Annotated in this window: 19 protein-coding genes; 13 read left to right on the top strand and 6 right to left on the bottom strand. The window is 72.6% G+C overall.

Annotation, left to right across the window (positions count from 1 at the left end; all coding sequences use genetic code 11):
* Positions 1 to 186 precede the first annotated feature (186 nt).
* The 3 genes from CP980_RS18300 to ygfZ all read left to right on the top strand — a co-directional run bounded on the left by CP980_RS18300 (position 187) and on the right by ygfZ (position 2,273).
* On the top strand, positions 187 to 759 hold the full coding sequence (locus CP980_RS18300) for a heme-binding beta-barrel domain-containing protein (protein ID WP_132757844.1): 573 nt from the start codon (positions 187 to 189) through the stop codon (positions 757 to 759).
* Between the two features lie 79 nt (positions 760 to 838).
* The gene (locus CP980_RS18305; protein ID WP_229907310.1) at positions 839 to 1,294 is read left to right on the top strand and encodes a Fur family transcriptional regulator; all 456 of its coding nucleotides are present in this window, start codon (positions 839 to 841) and stop codon (positions 1,292 to 1,294) included.
* Between the two features lie 10 nt (positions 1,295 to 1,304).
* Positions 1,305 to 2,273: a CAF17-like 4Fe-4S cluster assembly/insertion protein YgfZ gene (ygfZ, locus tag CP980_RS18310; protein ID WP_150528627.1), complete on the top strand. Its 969-nt coding sequence runs from the start codon at positions 1,305 to 1,307 to the stop codon at positions 2,271 to 2,273.
* Between the two features lie 9 nt (positions 2,274 to 2,282).
* Here ygfZ and dtd read toward each other — a convergent pair whose 3' ends face one another.
* Positions 2,283 to 2,708: a D-aminoacyl-tRNA deacylase gene (dtd, locus tag CP980_RS18315; RefSeq protein WP_132757840.1), complete on the bottom strand. Its 426-nt coding sequence runs from the start codon at positions 2,706 to 2,708 to the stop codon at positions 2,283 to 2,285.
* Between the two features lie 161 nt (positions 2,709 to 2,869).
* On the opposite strand from dtd, the gene CP980_RS18320 reads away from it, so the two are divergent.
* From CP980_RS18320 to CP980_RS18350, 7 genes are all read left to right on the top strand, one after another.
* On the top strand, positions 2,870 to 3,466 hold the full coding sequence (locus CP980_RS18320; protein WP_132757838.1) for an RsiG family protein: 597 nt from the start codon (positions 2,870 to 2,872) through the stop codon (positions 3,464 to 3,466).
* A 140-nt stretch (positions 3,467 to 3,606) separates the two neighbouring features.
* Entirely contained in the window at positions 3,607 to 4,851 is a 1,245-nt protein-coding gene (locus tag CP980_RS18325) for a GNAT family N-acetyltransferase (protein WP_132757836.1), read from the top strand.
* Between the two features lie 24 nt (positions 4,852 to 4,875).
* Positions 4,876 to 5,634: a putative protein N(5)-glutamine methyltransferase gene (locus tag CP980_RS18330; RefSeq protein WP_132757835.1), complete on the top strand. Its 759-nt coding sequence runs from the start codon at positions 4,876 to 4,878 to the stop codon at positions 5,632 to 5,634.
* A gap of 91 nt (positions 5,635 to 5,725) precedes the next feature.
* On the top strand, positions 5,726 to 6,163 hold the full coding sequence (locus CP980_RS18335) for a helix-turn-helix transcriptional regulator (protein WP_132757833.1): 438 nt from the start codon (positions 5,726 to 5,728) through the stop codon (positions 6,161 to 6,163).
* Positions 6,164 to 6,214: 51 nt separating this feature from the next.
* Positions 6,215 to 6,625, top strand: coding sequence for a helix-turn-helix domain-containing protein (locus CP980_RS18340; RefSeq protein WP_132757831.1), 411 nt, complete (start codon positions 6,215 to 6,217; stop codon positions 6,623 to 6,625).
* A gap of 26 nt (positions 6,626 to 6,651) precedes the next feature.
* Positions 6,652 to 7,230, top strand: a complete 579-nt coding sequence (locus CP980_RS18345; protein ID WP_132757830.1) for a hypothetical protein — start codon at positions 6,652 to 6,654, stop codon at positions 7,228 to 7,230.
* A gap of 140 nt (positions 7,231 to 7,370) precedes the next feature.
* Positions 7,371 to 7,718, top strand: coding sequence for a DUF2516 family protein (locus tag CP980_RS18350; protein WP_099891140.1), 348 nt, complete (start codon positions 7,371 to 7,373; stop codon positions 7,716 to 7,718).
* Positions 7,719 to 7,734: 16 nt separating this feature from the next.
* Here CP980_RS18350 and CP980_RS18355 read toward each other — a convergent pair whose 3' ends face one another.
* The 3 genes from CP980_RS18355 to CP980_RS18365 form a co-directional block, all read right to left on the bottom strand.
* Positions 7,735 to 9,048, bottom strand: a complete 1,314-nt coding sequence (locus CP980_RS18355; protein ID WP_150528628.1) for a PP2C family protein-serine/threonine phosphatase — start codon at positions 9,046 to 9,048, stop codon at positions 7,735 to 7,737.
* A gap of 234 nt (positions 9,049 to 9,282) precedes the next feature.
* On the bottom strand, positions 9,283 to 10,341 hold the full coding sequence (locus CP980_RS18360; protein ID WP_132757827.1) for a C40 family peptidase: 1,059 nt from the start codon (positions 10,339 to 10,341) through the stop codon (positions 9,283 to 9,285).
* A gap of 227 nt (positions 10,342 to 10,568) precedes the next feature.
* Entirely contained in the window at positions 10,569 to 11,381 is an 813-nt protein-coding gene (locus CP980_RS18365) for a class I SAM-dependent methyltransferase (RefSeq protein ID WP_132757825.1), read from the bottom strand.
* Between the two features lie 252 nt (positions 11,382 to 11,633).
* On the opposite strand from CP980_RS18365, the gene mshA reads away from it, so the two are divergent.
* On the top strand, positions 11,634 to 13,016 hold the full coding sequence (gene mshA, locus CP980_RS18370; protein ID WP_373312962.1) for a D-inositol-3-phosphate glycosyltransferase: 1,383 nt from the start codon (positions 11,634 to 11,636) through the stop codon (positions 13,014 to 13,016).
* Complete coding sequence (locus CP980_RS18375) at positions 13,009 to 13,503, top strand: type III secretion system chaperone family protein (RefSeq protein ID WP_132757824.1); 495 nt, start codon at positions 13,009 to 13,011, stop codon at positions 13,501 to 13,503. The genes mshA and CP980_RS18375 overlap by 8 nt, the downstream gene beginning before the upstream one ends.
* A gap of 70 nt (positions 13,504 to 13,573) precedes the next feature.
* Here CP980_RS18375 and CP980_RS18380 read toward each other — a convergent pair whose 3' ends face one another.
* Positions 13,574 to 14,881, bottom strand: a complete 1,308-nt coding sequence (locus tag CP980_RS18380) for an MDR family MFS transporter (protein WP_150528629.1) — start codon at positions 14,879 to 14,881, stop codon at positions 13,574 to 13,576.
* 164 nt (positions 14,882 to 15,045) lie between these two features.
* Here CP980_RS18380 and CP980_RS18385 point away from each other — a divergent pair, with 164 nt between their 5' ends.
* The gene (locus CP980_RS18385) at positions 15,046 to 15,807 is read left to right on the top strand and encodes a phosphoglyceromutase (RefSeq protein ID WP_132757821.1); all 762 of its coding nucleotides are present in this window, start codon (positions 15,046 to 15,048) and stop codon (positions 15,805 to 15,807) included.
* Positions 15,808 to 15,877: 70 nt separating this feature from the next.
* On the opposite strand, the gene CP980_RS18390 is transcribed toward CP980_RS18385, so the two are convergent.
* Positions 15,878 to 16,090 carry a hypothetical protein gene (locus tag CP980_RS18390; protein ID WP_132757820.1) on the bottom strand — a complete coding sequence of 71 codons (213 nt, stop codon included), beginning with the start codon at positions 16,088 to 16,090 and terminating at the stop codon, positions 15,878 to 15,880.
* Positions 16,091 to 16,293: the final 203 nt, after the last annotated feature.

The raw sequence follows: 16,293 nt of genomic DNA on the forward strand, positions 1-16,293 counted from the left end.
CATCACTTCGAGGAGCACCCCGTGCTTGAGGCATTCTTCACCTCCCTGCTGGTCCTGGTCTGCGTCGGCGTGCTCGCCTTCACCGGCCTCGCAGTGAAGAAGCTGTACCAGGGCCAGCGCTGATCGCCCGATCGGCCGCCCTTCCGGACCCGGAACCCCTCCCACAGATCGCCTGAGCAGCCACACATGATCCAGATCCCGTCCGACCTGAACCCGGGCCTCGTCCCCCTCGCCTTCCTCCTCGGTACCTGGGAGGGCGCGGGCGTCTTCGACTTCCCCGGCGAAGAGAAGTGCAACTTCGGCCAGGAAGTCGTCTTCAGCCACGACGGCCGGGACTTCCTGGAGTACACCTCCCACAGCTGGGTCCTCGACGCCGAGGGCAACAAGGTGCGGCCGCTGGAGTCCGAGTCCGGCTACTGGCGCATCGACAAGGACCGCAAGGTCGAGGTCGTCATGGTCCGCGACCAGGGCGTCGTCGAGGTCTGGTACGGCGAGCTCGCCGACCAGAAGCCGCAGATCGACCTGGTCACGGACGCCGTGGCGCGGACCGCCGCCTCCGGCCCGTACAGCGGCGGCAAGCGGCTCTACGGCTACGTCAAGAGCGACCTGATGTGGGTCGGCGAGAAGGCCACCCCCGACGTCGAGCTGCGCCCGTACATGTCGGCCCAGCTCAAGAAGGTCGTCACCCCGGAAGAGGTCGCCGAGATGGCGCGCAACCTCCCGGACATGCCGGATGACGGCATCGCCTTCTTCCGCTGATCGCCGCGCCGGCCGATCGCACCGGAAAGGGGACCGCGGGCTCGGCCCGCGGTCCCCTTCACGCGCTTACACTGGCCGGGTGGGGAGCATCGGAGACACCGAGAGTGCCGACTGGAAGACCGACCTGCGGCAGCGCGGATACCGGCTGACCCCGCAGCGCCAGCTCGTGCTGGAAGCCGTCGACAGCCTGGAGCACGCGACGCCGGACGAGATCCTCGCCCAGGTGCGCAAGACCGCCTCCGGGGTCAACATCTCCACCGTCTACCGCACGCTGGAGCTCCTGGAGGAGCTGAAGCTGGTCTCGCACGCCCACCTCGGGCACGGGGCCCCCACGTACCACCTCGCCGACCGGCACCACCACATCCACCTGGTCTGCCGCGAGTGCACCGACGTGATCGAGGCGGACGTGGACATCGCCGCCGAGTTCACCGCGAAGCTGCGCGCCACCTTCGGTTTCGAGACCGACATGAAGCACTTCGCGATCTTCGGGCTCTGCAAGAAGTGCGCCGCCAAGCACCAGGACGCCCCGTCGTAGGCTTGGTGGCATGACCAGCAGCCCCTTGCTCCATCTCCCCGGCGCCGTACCGGCCGAAGGCCGCGACGAGGGCGTCGCCGCCCACTACGGAGAGCTGTACGGCGAACAGCGCGCACTCGCCGCAGGCCGCGGTTTCGTCGACCTCTCGCACCGCGGAGTCGTCACCGTCACCGGACCGGAGCGGCTGAGCTGGCTGCACCTGCTGCTCACCCAGCACCTGACGGAACTCCCGCCCGGTCAGGCCACCGAGGCGCTGATCCTCTCCGCCAACGGCCACATCGAGCACGCGCTCTACCTCGTCGACGACGGCGAGACCGTGTGGGCGCACGTGGAGCCCGGCACCCAGGAGGCGCTCATCGCCTACCTGGAGTCGATGAAGTTCTTCTACCGCGTCGAAGTCGCCGACCGCACGGCCGACTTCGCCGTCGTCCACCTGCCGGCCGGCTCCATCGCCGAGGTCGCCAAGGAGCACGCCGTACGGGAGACCCCGTACGGCCGCGACGTCTTCCTGCCCCGCGCCGAGCTGGAGGCCTTCGCCGCCGCCCACGGCCCCGCCGCCGGGCTCCTCGCGTACGAGGCGCTGCGCGTCGAGGCGCACCGGCCGCGGCTCGGCCAGGAGACCGACCACCGCACCATCCCGCACGAGCTGGGCTGGATCGGTACGGCCGTGCACCTCCAGAAGGGCTGCTACCGCGGCCAGGAGACGGTGGCCCGCGTCCACAACCTGGGGAAGCCCCCGCGCCGCCTGGTCTTCCTGCACCTGGACGGGTCCGAGGTGCTGCTCCCGGCGCACGGCACGCCGGTCCGGCTGGCCGCCGACGGCGAGGAGGGCCGCCAGCTGGGCTTCGTGACCACGGCGGTCCGCCACCACGAGCTCGGCCCGATCGCGCTCGCGCTGGTCAAGCGGAACGTGCCGGTCGACGCCCCGCTGCTGGCGGGCAACACGGCTGCCGCGCAGGAGGTCGTCGTAGCGCCGTGACGGCGGTGCCTAGATGTCGATGACGATGGTGAACGGGCCGTGGTTGGTCAGCGAGACGCGCATGTCCGCACCGAACCGACCCGTCTCCACCGTCGCCCCCAGCGCCCGCAGCTGCGCGACGACCTCGTCGACCAGCGGCTCCGCGACCCCGCCCGGCGCCGCCGCGTTCCAGGTGGGGCGCCGGCCCTTGCGGGCGTCCCCGTAGAGCGTGAACTGGGAGATCACCAGCAGCGGCGCGTTCACGTCGCTGCAGGACTTCTCCGCCTCCAGGATCCGTACGGACCACAGCTTGCGCGCCAGCTGCGCCGCCTTCTCCGGGGTGTCGTCGTGGGTCACCCCCACCAGTACGCACAGCCCCTCGCCGACGATCTCGCCCACGGTCTCGCCCGCCACGACGACGCTCGCGCCGTCCACCCTCTGCACCACTGCTCGCATACCACCTGTGTATCAGGCGTGCACCCATCAGGGGCCGATCGGGTGGAGTGGGACCGCACTCGCACCACGGAGAGTGGCACGATGCACGCAGGCGGTGCTCTCCCCGGTCCCACGGGCCGGGAGAGACCCCATGCACCCGTCGAGGGGACGGACACGTTCACATGAATACTTCTGGTACCTCCGTACCTGCTTCACCCGTACCGGCATCACCCGCGGGCGCGGTCCGGCCGCCCGCGCAGCGCACCGGCGGGGAGCAGGCGCCGACCACGCCCGCTACCACGCTCGGACTGCCGGAGCTCCGTACGCTGCGCCGCGAAGCGCAGCGTGACGAGGCCGATCTGAGCTACGTACGCAGACTGCTCCAGGGCCGGATCGACATCCTGCGGGCCGAACTGGCGCGGCGCAGCGACCCGCAGGCGCCGGTGACCCCCGAGCCGCCGGTGGTGGACCGGCTCTCGGAGATCCTCGCCGACGCGCCCTCCAGCCGCAGCGCCTCCGCCCGGCACGTCACGCTGTGCACCCCGCACAGCGAGGAGTTCCGGCTGCTGGCGGCGGAGATGCTCTCGGACGTGGAGCTGTCGGACCTGGTGGCCCGTACCGACGGCGAACTGCACGAGGCGATGGCCCGGTTGGTGCGGTACGAACAGCAGGTCTCCCGGCGCAGGCAGCAGTTGCAGCGCACGGCGGACGACTGCAGCACGGAGATCACCCGCCGCTACCGGGAGGGCGAGGCACAGGTGGACGACCTGCTGGCGTAGTCGGCCGACCTGACGGCGTAGCCGGCAGCCGTGCCGGTGCAAGGCGGCCGGCCCGCCCGCGCCGCGCCCGTCGGCGGGCCGTACGTGCGCGCGGATAATTCGCGCGACGGCGGCCGGGCCTGCGGTTAGCGTGGCCGGCTATGAGTGCTGACGTGCGGCCGATCGCCGAATCCGAACTTGCCGAGTGGCTCGGAGCCGTGAACACCGGCTTCCTGCGCCCCGAACGCGTCACCGAGTCCGACCTCGCCCACCGGGCCAAGCACATCGACTTCGCCCGCACCCTGGGCGCCTTCGACGCCTCCACCGGCCGCTGCGTGGCCACCTTCCGCTCCTTCGCCCAGGAGCTGACCGTCCCGGGCGGGGCGCGCGTGCCCGCGAGCGCCGTCACCAACGTGACGGTGCTGCCCACGCACCGCCGGCGCGGGCTGCTGACCCGGATGATGGCCGACGGGCTGGCGGCCGCGCGGGAGCGCGGCGACGTCGTGTCCACGCTGATCGCCGCCGAGTACCCGATCTACGGGCGGTACGGGTACGGGCCCGCCGCCTCGGTCGTCGAGTGGGAGATCGACGTGAGCCGCGCCGGGCTGGACCGCCGCTGGTCGGGGCCCGCGGACGGCGGCCGGATCGAGCTGGTGGACGCGGCCGCGGCGCGCGCGATCGGCCCCGCCCTGCACGAGGCGCTGCGCGCCGTCCTGCCCGGCGCGGTCGGCCGGGACGCCCGCTGGTGGGGCCTTGCCACCGGGCTGGAGGAGTTGTCCGGCCGCCCTTACAAGGACAGGTTCTACGCGGTGTACCGGACGGCGCAGGGCGAGCCGGCCGGCCTCGTCGCGTACGCGTCCGACGACCACTGGACGGACGCGAAGGTCCCGCTGAACACCGTGCAGGTCAAGGACCTGATCGCGGTCACGCCGCAGGCGCAGCGCGCGCTGTGGCACTTCCTGTGCTCGATCGACTGGGTGCTGAAGGTGCGCACCGGCTTCCGCGCCCCCGACGATCTCGTCGCCCAGCTGCTGCCCGACCCGCGCGCGGCCGCGGTCGTGACGGCCTCGGACTTCCTGTGGGTGCGCGTCCTGGACGTCGTACGGGCGCTGGGCGCGCGGACGTACGCCGTACCCGGGGTGCTCGTGCTGGAGGTGGCGGACCCGGGCGGTCCGGCCGCCGGGCGCTACCGTCTGGACGCGGGCACGGGGGAGTGCGCGGTCACGCGGGAGCCGGCCGACCTGCGGCTCGACGCGTCGGCGCTGGGCTCCCTGTACCTCGGCGACGAGTCGGCGCAGCGGCTCGGCGCGCTCGGGCGGATCGTGGAGGAGCGGCCGGGGGCGCTGGCGCTCGCGGACGCGGTGTTCCGCACGGCGCGCCGCCCGTGGTGCCCGGACATCTTCTGAGAGAGACGGAATCAAGTGAGTTCGATGGTGGAAACCCTGCGGGCGGCGGGCTGCGTCTTCGCGGAGGAGGAGGCGGAGCTGCTGACGGCCGCCGCCGAGGACGAAGCGCACCTGGCGGACCTGGTGGCCCGCCGGGCGGCCGGTGAACCGCTGGAGCACGTCGTGGGCTGGGCGGAGTTCTGCGGGCTGCGCATGCGCGTGGGCGCGGGGGCGTTCGTACCGCGGCGGCGCACCGAGTTCCTGGTGCACGAGGCGGTGTCCCTGGGCCGCCCGGACGCGGTCGTACTGGACCTGTGCTGCGGGGTCGGCGCGCTGGGCGCGGCGGTGGCGGCGCAGCTGGGGGCCCGGGTGGAGCTGCACGCGGCGGACATCGACCCGGCGGCGCTGGAGTACGCGCGGCTGAACGTGGCCCCCTACGGCGGGCGGGTCCACGAGGGCGACCTGTACGCGGCGCTGCCCGACTCGCTGCGCGGGCGGGTGGACCTGCTGCTGGTCAACGCCCCGTACGTACCGAGCGAGGAGATCGGGCTGCTCCCGGCGGAGGCCCGCGAGCACGAGCCGCTGACCTCGCTGGACGGCGGCCCGGACGGCCTGGACATCCACCGCCGGGTCGCGGCGGGGGCCCTGCCGTGGCTGGCCCCGGGCGGCCGCCTGCTGATCGAGACGAGCGCCCGCCAGTCCCCCCGTACGGCCTCGGCGCTCTCGGCGGCGGGCCTGGCGGTCCGGGCCGCCACCTCGGAGGAGCTCTACGCCACCCTGGCCATCGGCACCCGCGCGGCCTGAGGGGTCCTGAGCGTACGGACAACACGGGTGCGGGGCCGGTGAGTCGGCCGGGGTTCGTCGGGGGTTCGGCGGGGGCGCGTACGCTGGCGGGGTGACGCTCGACGACCTCAGACGGCTGCGGCGGGCCCGGGACATGATGGACCGGGAGTACGCGCGGCCCCTCGACGTGGCCGAGCTGGCGGGCGTCGCCCTGATGTCGCCCGGGCACTTCTCGCGCAGTTTCCGGGCCGCCTTCGGGGAGACCCCGTACAGCTACCTCATGACCCGGCGCGTGGAGCGCGCCAAGGCGCTGCTGCGGCGCGGGGACCTGAGCGTCACTCAGGTCTGCTTCGAGGTCGGCTGCACCTCCCTGGGGTCCTTCAGCTCCCGTTTCACCGAGCTGGTCGGCGAGAGCCCGAGCGCGTACCGGGCGCGCAGCCATGAGCCGGGCGCGGCCGTCCCGGCGTGCGTCGCCAAGATCCTCACGCGGCCGGTCAGGAACGGCCCGGCCGCCGGCGCCGGTTTCGAGGAGTCCCCGGCACGTGGGTGATTTTGCAAGCAGCTGCTTGCAATAGTTAGCAAGGTGCGGCAGGATCGGGGCATGGCATCGCTCAACGTCGGAAATCTCGGCGAATACCTCCGCGAGCAGCGGCGGCAGGCCCAGCTCTCGCTGCGGCAGCTGGCCGACGCGGCGGGGGTGTCGAATCCGTACCTGAGCCAGATCGAGCGCGGGCTGCGCAAGCCGAGCGCGGACATCCTCCAGCAGCTGGCCAAGGCGCTGCGGATCTCCGCGGAGACGCTGTACGTGCAGGCCGGGATCCTCGACGAGCGCGATCGCGACGAGGTGGAGACGCGGGCCGTCATACTCGGCGACCCGTCCATCAACGAGCGGCAGAAGCAGGTGCTGCTCCAGATCTACGACTCGTTCCGCAAGGAGAACGCGGCCGAGGCCGAGCCGGCCGATCCGTCCGACCCGCCCGGCGGGGACGACGCGATGCACCCAACGAACTGACCTGTGATCCGGGAGGACCAACCACCATGGCCATCGCCGATGACCTGAAGAAGACCCTCACCGACCCGACTCCGCTCTACTTCGCCGCCGGCACCGCCGACCTCGCGGTGCAGCAGGCCAAGAAGGTGCCGGGGCTCATCGAGCAGCTGCGCGCCGAGGCCCCCGCGCGCATCGAGGCCGTGAAGAACACCGACCCGAAGATCGTGCAGGAGAAGGCGCGCGAGGCGCAGGAGGCGGTCACCGCCAAGTTCGCCGAGGTGCTGACCGCCATCGACCCGAAGAAGCTCGGGGAGAGCGCGCAGGACCTGGCGCTGCGCGGCGTCGGCGTGGCCGCCGAGTACGCGGTGCGCGCCAAGGAGACGTACGACAAGGTCGCCGAGCACGGTGAGCAGGCCGTGCGGACCTGGCGCGGTGAGGTCTCCGAGGAGATCGTCGACATCGCGGTCGCCGTCGAGCCGAAGTCGGAGCAGGCGTCGGAGCCGCAGTCGGGGCAGGAGCCCGTCGCCGCCGACGCCCCGGCCGAGGAGAAGCCCGCCGCCCGGCGCGGCGCCACGCGCAAGAACAACGTGAAGAAGGCCACCGTCGCCGCCGGTGACGAGAGCTGATCCCGAACGGGAATCGAATGGCGTGAGGCGGGCCGGGCACCAGTGGGGTGTCCGGCCCGTTGTTGTTTGAGAGAGCCGCTCTGCCGGTAGCGTGGAGGCAGGCGGCATCGGGCGTGCGAGCGTGAGAAGGCGGTCAGGCGATGTTGATGAACGGGTTCGATAACGGAGTGCTTCCGTTGCTCGGGTTCGCCATGCTGGCCCTCGCCGTCGTGGCCTTCGTCCTCGCGCTGGTGGCGCGGGAGGACGCGTACCGCGCCGCGGACAAGCAGAGCAAGACGTTCTGGCTGGTCATCCTCGGGGTCACCGTGCTGGTGGACTTCTTCCTGGGGATGCTGTTCCTGGAGATCGCCGGCCTCGTGGCCACCATCGTGTTCTTCGTCGACGTGCGCCCGGCCCTCAAGCAGGTCTCGGGCGGCGGCCGGGGCGGCCGGCGCAGCGGCGGGAGCAGCAGCGACGGTCCGTACGGCCCGTACAACGGCGGCCGCTGACGCAGGCGCCGGCCCTTCAGGACGCGTCGCGGGAGAGCAGCACCACGGCCACGTCGTCGGTGAGCTCGCCGCCGTTGAGGCGGCGGGCCTCGGTGACGGAGGCCTCCAGCAGGCCCTCCCCGGTGAGCCCGCGGTCGAGGTGCCGGTTGATCATCTCGACCATCCCGTCCTGCCCCAGCCGCTCCTTGCCCTCGCCGATGCGGCCCTCGATCAGCCCGTCGGTGTAGAGCATCAGGCTCCAGGAGCCGCCCAGCTCGACCTGGCGGCGCGGCCAGCGGGCCTTGGGCAGCAGTCCGAGCGCCGGGCCGCTGTTCTCGTACGGGAGGAGCTGCGCGCGGCGGCCCGGCCGGGATATCAGCGGGGCCGGATGGCCGGCCAGGCACAGGCCGGCGCGGCGCCCGTCGGGGGAGATGTCCACCGTGCACAGGGTCGCGAAGATCTCGTCGCCCGGGCGCTCCACCTCCAGGACCTCCTGAAGGGTCGACAGCAGGTCATCGCCGCACAGGCCGGCCAGGGTCAGGGCGCGCCAGGCGATGCGGAGCTCGACCCCGAGGGCGGCCTCGTCGGGGCCGTGGCCGCAGACGTCGCCGATCATGGCGTGGACGGTGCCGTCGGGCGTGCGGACGGTGTCGTAGAAGTCCCCGCCGAGGAGGGCGCGGCTGCGGCCGGGCCGGTAGCGGGCGGCGAAACGGAGGTCGGAGCCTTCGAGGAGCGGGTTGGGCAACAGCCCCCGCTCCAGGCGGGCGTTCTCCTGGGCCCGAAGTTTCGATTCTGCGAGCTTGTACTGGGCGATGTCCGCCCGTTTTCTCTCCACCGCGTAGCGGATGGCCCGGCTCAGCAGCCGGCCGTCGAGCTCGTCGCGGAAGAGGAAGTCCTGTGCGCCGACGCGCACGGCCTCGGCGGCGCGCTCGGCGTCGGCCTCGGCGGTCAGCACGAGGACGGCGTGGCGGGGCGCGATCCGCAGCACCTCGCGCAGGGTGTCCAGCTGGTCGACGACGGCGGTGCGGGCGCCGCCCGCCGTGGTGGATCCGGCGGCCGGGAGGGAGAGGTCGAGCAGGATGCAGTGCACGTCGTGGGTGAGCAGGCGCGCGGCCTCGGTCAGGTTGCGGGCGGTGCGGAGCCGGATGCGGTGGCGGTCGGCGTCGAGGATCTCGGGGACGGTGAGCCCGCCCCCGGGGTCGTCCTCGATCACCAGCAGGGTCAGGGACGCCTGGGGTGCGGTGGCGTGCGCGGCGGGGACGTGCGCGGCTGCCGGCGGGTCTGCCTGCGGGTTTGCCTGAGCGCTCTCCGTGGCGGGGGTGTCCCTCTGCCGCGGTACGGGTACGGCCATCGTCTCCGGTTCCTTCCCTCCCCCCGAGGGTGCGTCCGGCAGACCCTAGCGGGCGGTGGCCCGGGAGCGTAATGCCGCTCCGGGCCAGGGCCGCTGTCATATGCCGCTATCGCGGGGGAAAGTCCGCCTCACTGAGTGCCCACTGAATGAGAAACGTCACGGAGACGGCGATCGCCGTCCCGCCCAGCGAGACGCCGCCGGGCCCCGCGGGGTTCCCTCCCGGCAGGGCCGCGATCACGCGTCGGGGCGGACCACTGCCTTGATCGGCATCGAGCCGGCTCCGGCCAGGGTGACGCTGCGGCCCGGGCGGGGGGCGTGGACCATCGCGCCGTCGCCCACGTACATCCCGACGTGGCTCGCGTCGTCGAAGTAGATGATCAGGTCACCCGGCCGCATGTCCTTGATCGCGACCTTCGGCAGCAGCCGCAGCTGCTCCTGCGAGGTGCGCGGGATGCCCTTGCCCGCCGCCCGCCAGGCCTGCGAGGTCAGGCCGGAGCAGTCGAAGGAGTCCGGGCCCTCGGCGCCCCACACGTACGGCTTGCCCATCTGGGCCGTGGCGTACCGGACCGCCTTCTTCCCCGACTCGGAAGCCGAGCTGTTGAGCTCCTTGAGCACGCCCGACGAGAGCCAGGCCGTCTGCGCCTTGTACTGCGCTTCCTGCTCCAGCTGGATCAGCCGGGCCTTCTCCTCGGCCTCCAGCTTGCTCTCCAGCGACTCCGCCGACTTGATCTTCTCCTCGATCTGCTTCTTCGCGTTCTCCTGCTTGATCCGGTTGGCTTCGAGCTTCTCCCACTGCGCGCTCGCGTCCTTCGCGTACTGCTGCAAGTCGCTCTGCGTGCGGTTCATTTCGGAGAGCAGGTCGGTGGTGGCCTTCTCGCCCTGGCGGATCCGGTCCGCCCCGTCGAGGAACTGGCTCGGGGTGCCGCTCAGGGCCAGCCGCGCGCCGGCCGGCATCCCGCCCGAGCGGTACTGGGCGCGCGCGGCGGCCCCCGCGCGGTTCTTCAGGGCCGTGATCCGGTCCTGGCCGGCCACCACCTGCTTCGCGATCTCGACGATCTTGGCGGACTGCGCCTTGGCCTCGCTCTCCGCGAGGTTGTACGCGTCGGTCGCCGTGCCCGCCTGGCGGTACAGCTCGTCGATCTCCTGGCGCACCTGCTCAAGGGACTTGGCGCCGGGCTCGGGCATCGGCGCGGCCTGTGCCACGCCCGTCATGGCCGACACCGCCAGCAGTGCGGTCGCGCACAGCAGCGTGAGAGCGGACGCGCCCCGCCGCCTTCGCTCCACGGTCCCCATGGTCCCCCCAAGGTGCCCCGAGTCGGATCCCGTATCAGATCTGACTATTCATCAGTAACTTTGCTCTGCCTTCGGGATGGTGCCACGAGTGGGTGAATTCCAACACCCTCACGGATGGGCGTCCCGATCTTGGCTCCGGCCACGGGGCCGGCCCCTCCCAGTCCCCCATACCCGTCCCCGACGACTCAACGGGCCACCCCGGCAACCGGTTCCCCGCCGCGCCACATTCACCCCGCCGGGCGCAACGCCTCCCAGCGCACCGTCAGTTCCCCCTGCCGCCACCGCCGCGGACCGTCCGCCAGCGGCCAGTCCGCGGCCAGCGCCCGCGCCGTCCGGATCCAGCGCTGCCGCGCCCCGTACGAGGCGTACGGGGCGGCCGCCGCCCACGCCCGGTCGAAGTCGCGCAGGAACGCGTGCACCGGTTCCCCCGGAACGTTGCGGTGGATCAGCGCCTTCGGCAGCCGCTCCGCCAGGTCCGAGGGGCGCTCCAGGGAGCCCAGCCGGGTGGCGAACGTGACCGTGCGCGCCCCCTCGGGCCCGAGCGCCACCCACACGTGGCGCCGCCCGATCTCGTCACAGGTGCCCTCGACGAGCAGCCCGTCCGGGGCCAGCCGGGCGCACAGCCGCTCCCACACCGCCGCGACCTGCTCCTCGTCGTACTGGCGCAGTACGTTCGCCGCGCGGATCAGCGCCGGGCGGACCCCGCCCTCCAGCGGCACCTCGAAGCCGCCGTGCCGGAAGCAGAGCCCTTCGCGCTCGTACGGCTTGGCCCCCGCGACCCGGGCCGGCTCGATCTCGATTCCGACCACGCGCACCCGCGGCGCCGCTTCCCGCAGCCGGGCCAGCAGCTCCACCGCCGTCCACGGCGCCGCCCCGTAGCCGAGGTCCACCGCGACCGGGGCCTGCGCGCGCCGCAGCGCCGGCCCGTGCGTGGCCGCGATCCAGCGGTCCATGCGGCGCAGCCGGTTCGGGTTCGTCGTCCCGCGCGTCACCGTGCCCACGGGGCGGCGCGGGGGCGGGGCGGCGGAGCGGGAGGACATGCGCCGAGGGTAAGCGGAGGGCCCCCACCTGACGGAATCCGTCCCCCGGACAGGCCCTCCGCGCAAACGCCGGGGAAAAATGCACGCTCCCCCGGAATGCGGGACGCGGCCATCCGGGTTGCACTCCTTGAAGGGCGCCCCGTGCGCTCCTTCCGTCATGCCCTGTCCGTGTCCCGTCCGCGCCCCGCACGGTGGTCCACCCGCTCCACCGTGCGCCGTCCGAGTGTCGTCCGAGCGAGAGGAACTGCTCCCTTGAGCCAGTACGTGTCCCGCCTCGGCGGCAGCCTCGGCGGTCGTATCGCCGCCGCCCGCGGCACCCGCCTCGACCCGCCGCGCCTGCGCCTGCCGGCCGTCGGCCACCACCGCAGGCCGCGCCGCGTGGCCATGCTCAGCGTGCACACCTCGCCGCTGCACCAGCCGGGCACCGGCGACGCCGGCGGCATGAACGTCTACATCGTGGAGCTGGCCAAGCGCCTGGCCGCGATCAACATCGAGGTCGAGATCTTCACCCGCGCCACCGAGGGCGGCCTGCCGCCCGTGGTCGAGCTGGCCCCCGGGGTCCTCGTACGGCACGTGGACGCGGGCCCGTACGAAGGCCTCGCCAAGGAGGAGCTCCCGGCCCAGCTGTGCGCCTTCACCCACGGCGTCATGCAGGCCTGGGCCGGCCACCGCCCCGGCTACTACGACCTCGTCCACTCCCACTACTGGCTCTCCGGCCACGTGGGCTGGCTCGCCGCCGAGCGCTGGGGCGTCCCCCTCGTCCACGCCATGCACACGATGGCCAAGGTCAAGAACGCCGCGCTCGCCGAGGGCGACACCCCCGAGCCCGCCGCCCGCGTCATCGGCGAGACCCAGATCGTGGCCGCCGCCGACCGGCTCATCGCGAACACCACCGAAGAGGCCGACGAGCTCGTCCGCCACTACGAGGCCGACCCCGGCAAGGTGGCCGTCGTCCACCCCGGCGTGAACCTCGACCGCTTCACCGCGGGTGACGGCCGGGCCGCGGCCCGCGCCCGCCTCGGCCTGCCGCAGGACGCCGTCATCCCGCTCTTCGCGGGCCGCATCCAGCCGCTCAAGGCCCCCGACATCCTGCTGCGCGCCGTGGCCGAGCTCGTCGACCGCGACCCGACGCTGCGCCGGCGCCTGTGCGTCCCGGTCGTCGGCGGGCCCAGCGGCAGCGGGCTCGCCAAGCCGGAGGGGCTCCAGAAGCTGGCCGCGAAGCTGGGCATCGCCGACATCGTCCACTTCCACCCGCCGGTCCGCCAGGACGCCCTCGCCGACTGGTTCCGGGCGGCGTCCGTGTTGGTCATGCCCTCGTACAGCGAGTCCTTCGGGCTCGTCGCGATCGAGGCCCAGGCCACCGGCACGCCCGTACTGGCCGCCGCGGTCGGCGGGCTGCCCGTAGCCGTCAACGACGGGGTGACGGGGATCCTCGTACCCGGGCACGATCCGGTGGACTACGCGCGCGAGCTGCGGCGCTTCGTGGACGAGCCGGGGCTCGCGGACCGGATGGGCGCCGAGGCGGCGCGGCACGCGCAGTTCTTCGGCTGGGACACGGCGGCGAGCGGCACGGCGGACGTGTACACCGCGGCGATGCATGATCACCGCCGTCGCGTACGCTCCCACCATGGCTGACACCGCCGCGATCATCGAGAGCACGCTGACCGAGGCCGGACTGGGCTGGGAGAGCCCCGAGCCCGGTTCCTACGTCGTCCAGCTCCCCGGCACGCGCAAGCTGTCCACGACCTGTGCGCTGCGGGTCGGCCGGCACTCCCTGTCGGTCAACGCCTTCGTGATCCGCCACCCCGACGAGAACGAGGCCGGCGTCCACCGCTGGCTGCTGGAGCGCAACCTCAAGCTGTACGGGATGGCCTACGCGGTCGACCCGCTCGGCGACGTCTACCTGACGGCCCGGCTCCCGCTGTCGGTCGTCACCCCGCAGGACCTGGACCAGCTGCTCGGCACGGTCCTGGAGGCGGCGGACGGCGCGTTCAACACCCTGCTGGAGCTCGGCTTCGCGGGCGCGATCCGGCGCGAGTACGAGTGGCGGGTCTCGCGCGGCGAGTCGACCCGCAACCTGGACGCCTTCAAGCACCTGACGCAGCCGTCGCAGCCGTCGTAGAGTCGCACCCCCCGTCGCGTCGCACCCGTCGTAGCGTCGGCCTGAGCGCTGCGCGTCCCGTACGTACGGGCTACGCCTCGGCGGCGGCCGGGGCGGGGGACGGCAGCGGGGTCGGAGCCGGATCCGGGGCCGGGGCGGCCGACGCCGTGACCACGGACCCGGGAGCCGGCTCGCTCTCGGCGAGGTTCCGCATCAGCAGCCAGTACCCGAGGGCCGCCACGGTGCCCAGCACCGCCATGGACGCCCAGAGCCAGCCCGCGCCCCACCGGTCGATCATGGCTCCTGCCATCAGCGGGGCCACCAGCGCGGCCACCGCCCAGGACATCGTGTACATGCCCTGGTAGCGGCCGCGGCCGTGCAGCGGGGAGAGCCGCGCGACCAGGCCCATCTGGGTCGGCGAGTTGATGATCTCGGCCAGCGTCCACACGACGACCGTCAGCCCCAGGCTCCACACCGACCCGGCGAAGGCCGTCAGCCCGAACCCGTACCCGGCCAGCAGCGCGGAGACCACCAGCAGCTGCTGCGGATCGCCCTTCTCGATGAACCGGGTGACCGGGATCTGGAGCAGCACGATCAGCACGCCGTTCACGGCGATGACCAGGCCGTAGTCCCCGGTGGAGAACCCGCCCGTGCCCATGGCCAGCGGCAGCCCGAACGACCCCTGCATGAAGATCAGCGAGATCAGGAACGACAGCCCGACCACGCCCATGAAGCGCCCGTCCCGCAGCACCGTGCCGAGCCCGATCTCCGGCTCGGCGGCGGTCCGCTCCGCGGCGGTCCGCTCCGGCCGCGACTCCGGCAGCTTCACGTACACGAGCACCGCGCAGAGCAGCGTGAGCGCGGCCTCGCCGAGGAAGCCGGCCAGGTAGCTGTACTCGGCGACGAAGCCCGCCACCGTCGCCGAGACGGCGAAGCCGAGGTTGATCGCCCAGTAGTTCAGCGCGAAGGCGCGGACCCGGTCCTCCGGGCGGACGATGTCCGCCATCATCGCCTGCACCGCCGGGCGCGAGGCGTTCGAGGTCAGGCCGACCAGCAGCGCCACCGCCGCGATCGCCGCCGGGTGCTCCATGAAGCCGAGCAGCGCCACCGAGAAGGCCGTCGAGGCCTGGGCCGCCAGCATCGTGGGGCGCCGGCCGAGGCGGTCGGTCATCACGCCCGCGCCGAGCGAGGAGACGACCCCGCCGAGCCCGTGCAGGGCGACCACGAGTCCCGCGAAGGAGGCCGAATAGCCCCGGTCCACGGTCAGGTACAAGGTCATGAACGTGGCGACGAAAGCCCCGAGCCGGTTCACCAGGGTGCTGGTCCACAGCCACCAGAACTCGCGGGGGAGGCCGGACACGCTCTCGCGTGCCGCCCGTCTGAGACTGGCGACCGACATGATGGATTCCCCCCGGTGGTGTAAGTGTCTCTCCTGCTCACCGCACCCTACGACCGGGAGTCCGCGAAGGCCACCGGATTGACGCGCACCGTCAATCGGCGGCTCCTCGGCGGAGGCGTGGACGCGCGCGCGGGCGCGCCAGCGCGTCCATTAGGCTCGTACGCATGGCCGACGCACCGTACAAGCTGATCCTCCTCCGCCACGGCGAGAGCGAGTGGAACGCGAAGAACCTGTTCACCGGCTGGGTGGACGTCAATCTCAACGAGAAGGGCGAGAAGGAGGCAGTCCGCGGTGGCGAACTCCTGAAGGACGCCGACCTCCTGCCCGACGTGGTCCACACGTCCCTCCAGAAGCGCGCGATCCGCACCGCCCAGCTCGCGCTGGAGGCCGCCGACCGCCACTGGATCCCGGTCCACCGCTCCTGGCGCCTGAACGAGCGCCACTACGGTGCGCTCCAGGGCAAGGACAAGGCCCAGACCCTCGCCGAGTTCGGCGAGGAGCAGTTCATGCTGTGGCGCCGCTCGTACGACACCCCGCCTCCGGCCCTTGAGGACGGGACGGAGTTCTCCCAGTCCGAGGACCCGCGCTACTCCACGATCCCGCCGGAGCTGCGCCCGAAGACGGAGTGCCTGAAGGACGTCGTCGTCCGCATGCTCCCGTACTGGTACGACGGCATCGTCCCGGACCTCCTCGCGGGCCGCACGGTCCTGGTCGCCGCACACGGCAACTCCCTGCGCGCGCTGGTCAAGCACCTGGACGGCATCTCCGACGCCGACATCGCGGGCCTGAACATCCCGACCGGCATCCCGCTCGCCTACGAGCTGGACGCCGAGTTCAAGCCCCTCAAGCCGGGCGGCACCTACCTCGACCCGGCCGCCGCGGCCGCCGCCATCGAGGCCGTCAAGAACCAGGGCAAGAAGAAGTAGCCGTTGCGATCATGCCTCCCACCTGCGCTCATGGCGCGAGTGGGAGGCATTTTCGTGGGTCTTGCGGGGCTCAGTCGACCGCCTGCCCGTCGTACATGCCGCCCTTGCAGACGTTGTTCGACAGATCGGCCGTTCCGCCGCCCTGCTTGCACTCGGACGGGGTGACGGAGGATGGGGCGGCCTGGGTGGTGGGGGCGGCGGTAGCGGTGGCTGCGCCCGCGAGGCCGAGCCCGGCGAGGGCTGCCGTGGCGATGACGGCGGCGAATGTTCGTCGAATGCGCATGTGGTTTCCCTTTCACGGATTGCCGCGGTTGGGGCACTAGCCAGCCTGATCTTCACCCATGTGGGTGGCACGTCGGGTTGCTCCATTCGGGTGAAGCCACCGCCGGGCCCGACGGCTGCCTCGGCGTGTTCCGGTAGGCCCGGGACCTCGGCCACGAGGGCCGGCAACGGCGAGAGGCCCCCTGCCCGCGGATCTCCGCGGGC

The sequence above is a fragment of the Streptomyces vinaceus genome (assembly GCF_008704935.1).
Lineage (GTDB): Bacteria > Actinomycetota > Actinomycetes > Streptomycetales > Streptomycetaceae > Streptomyces > Streptomyces vinaceus.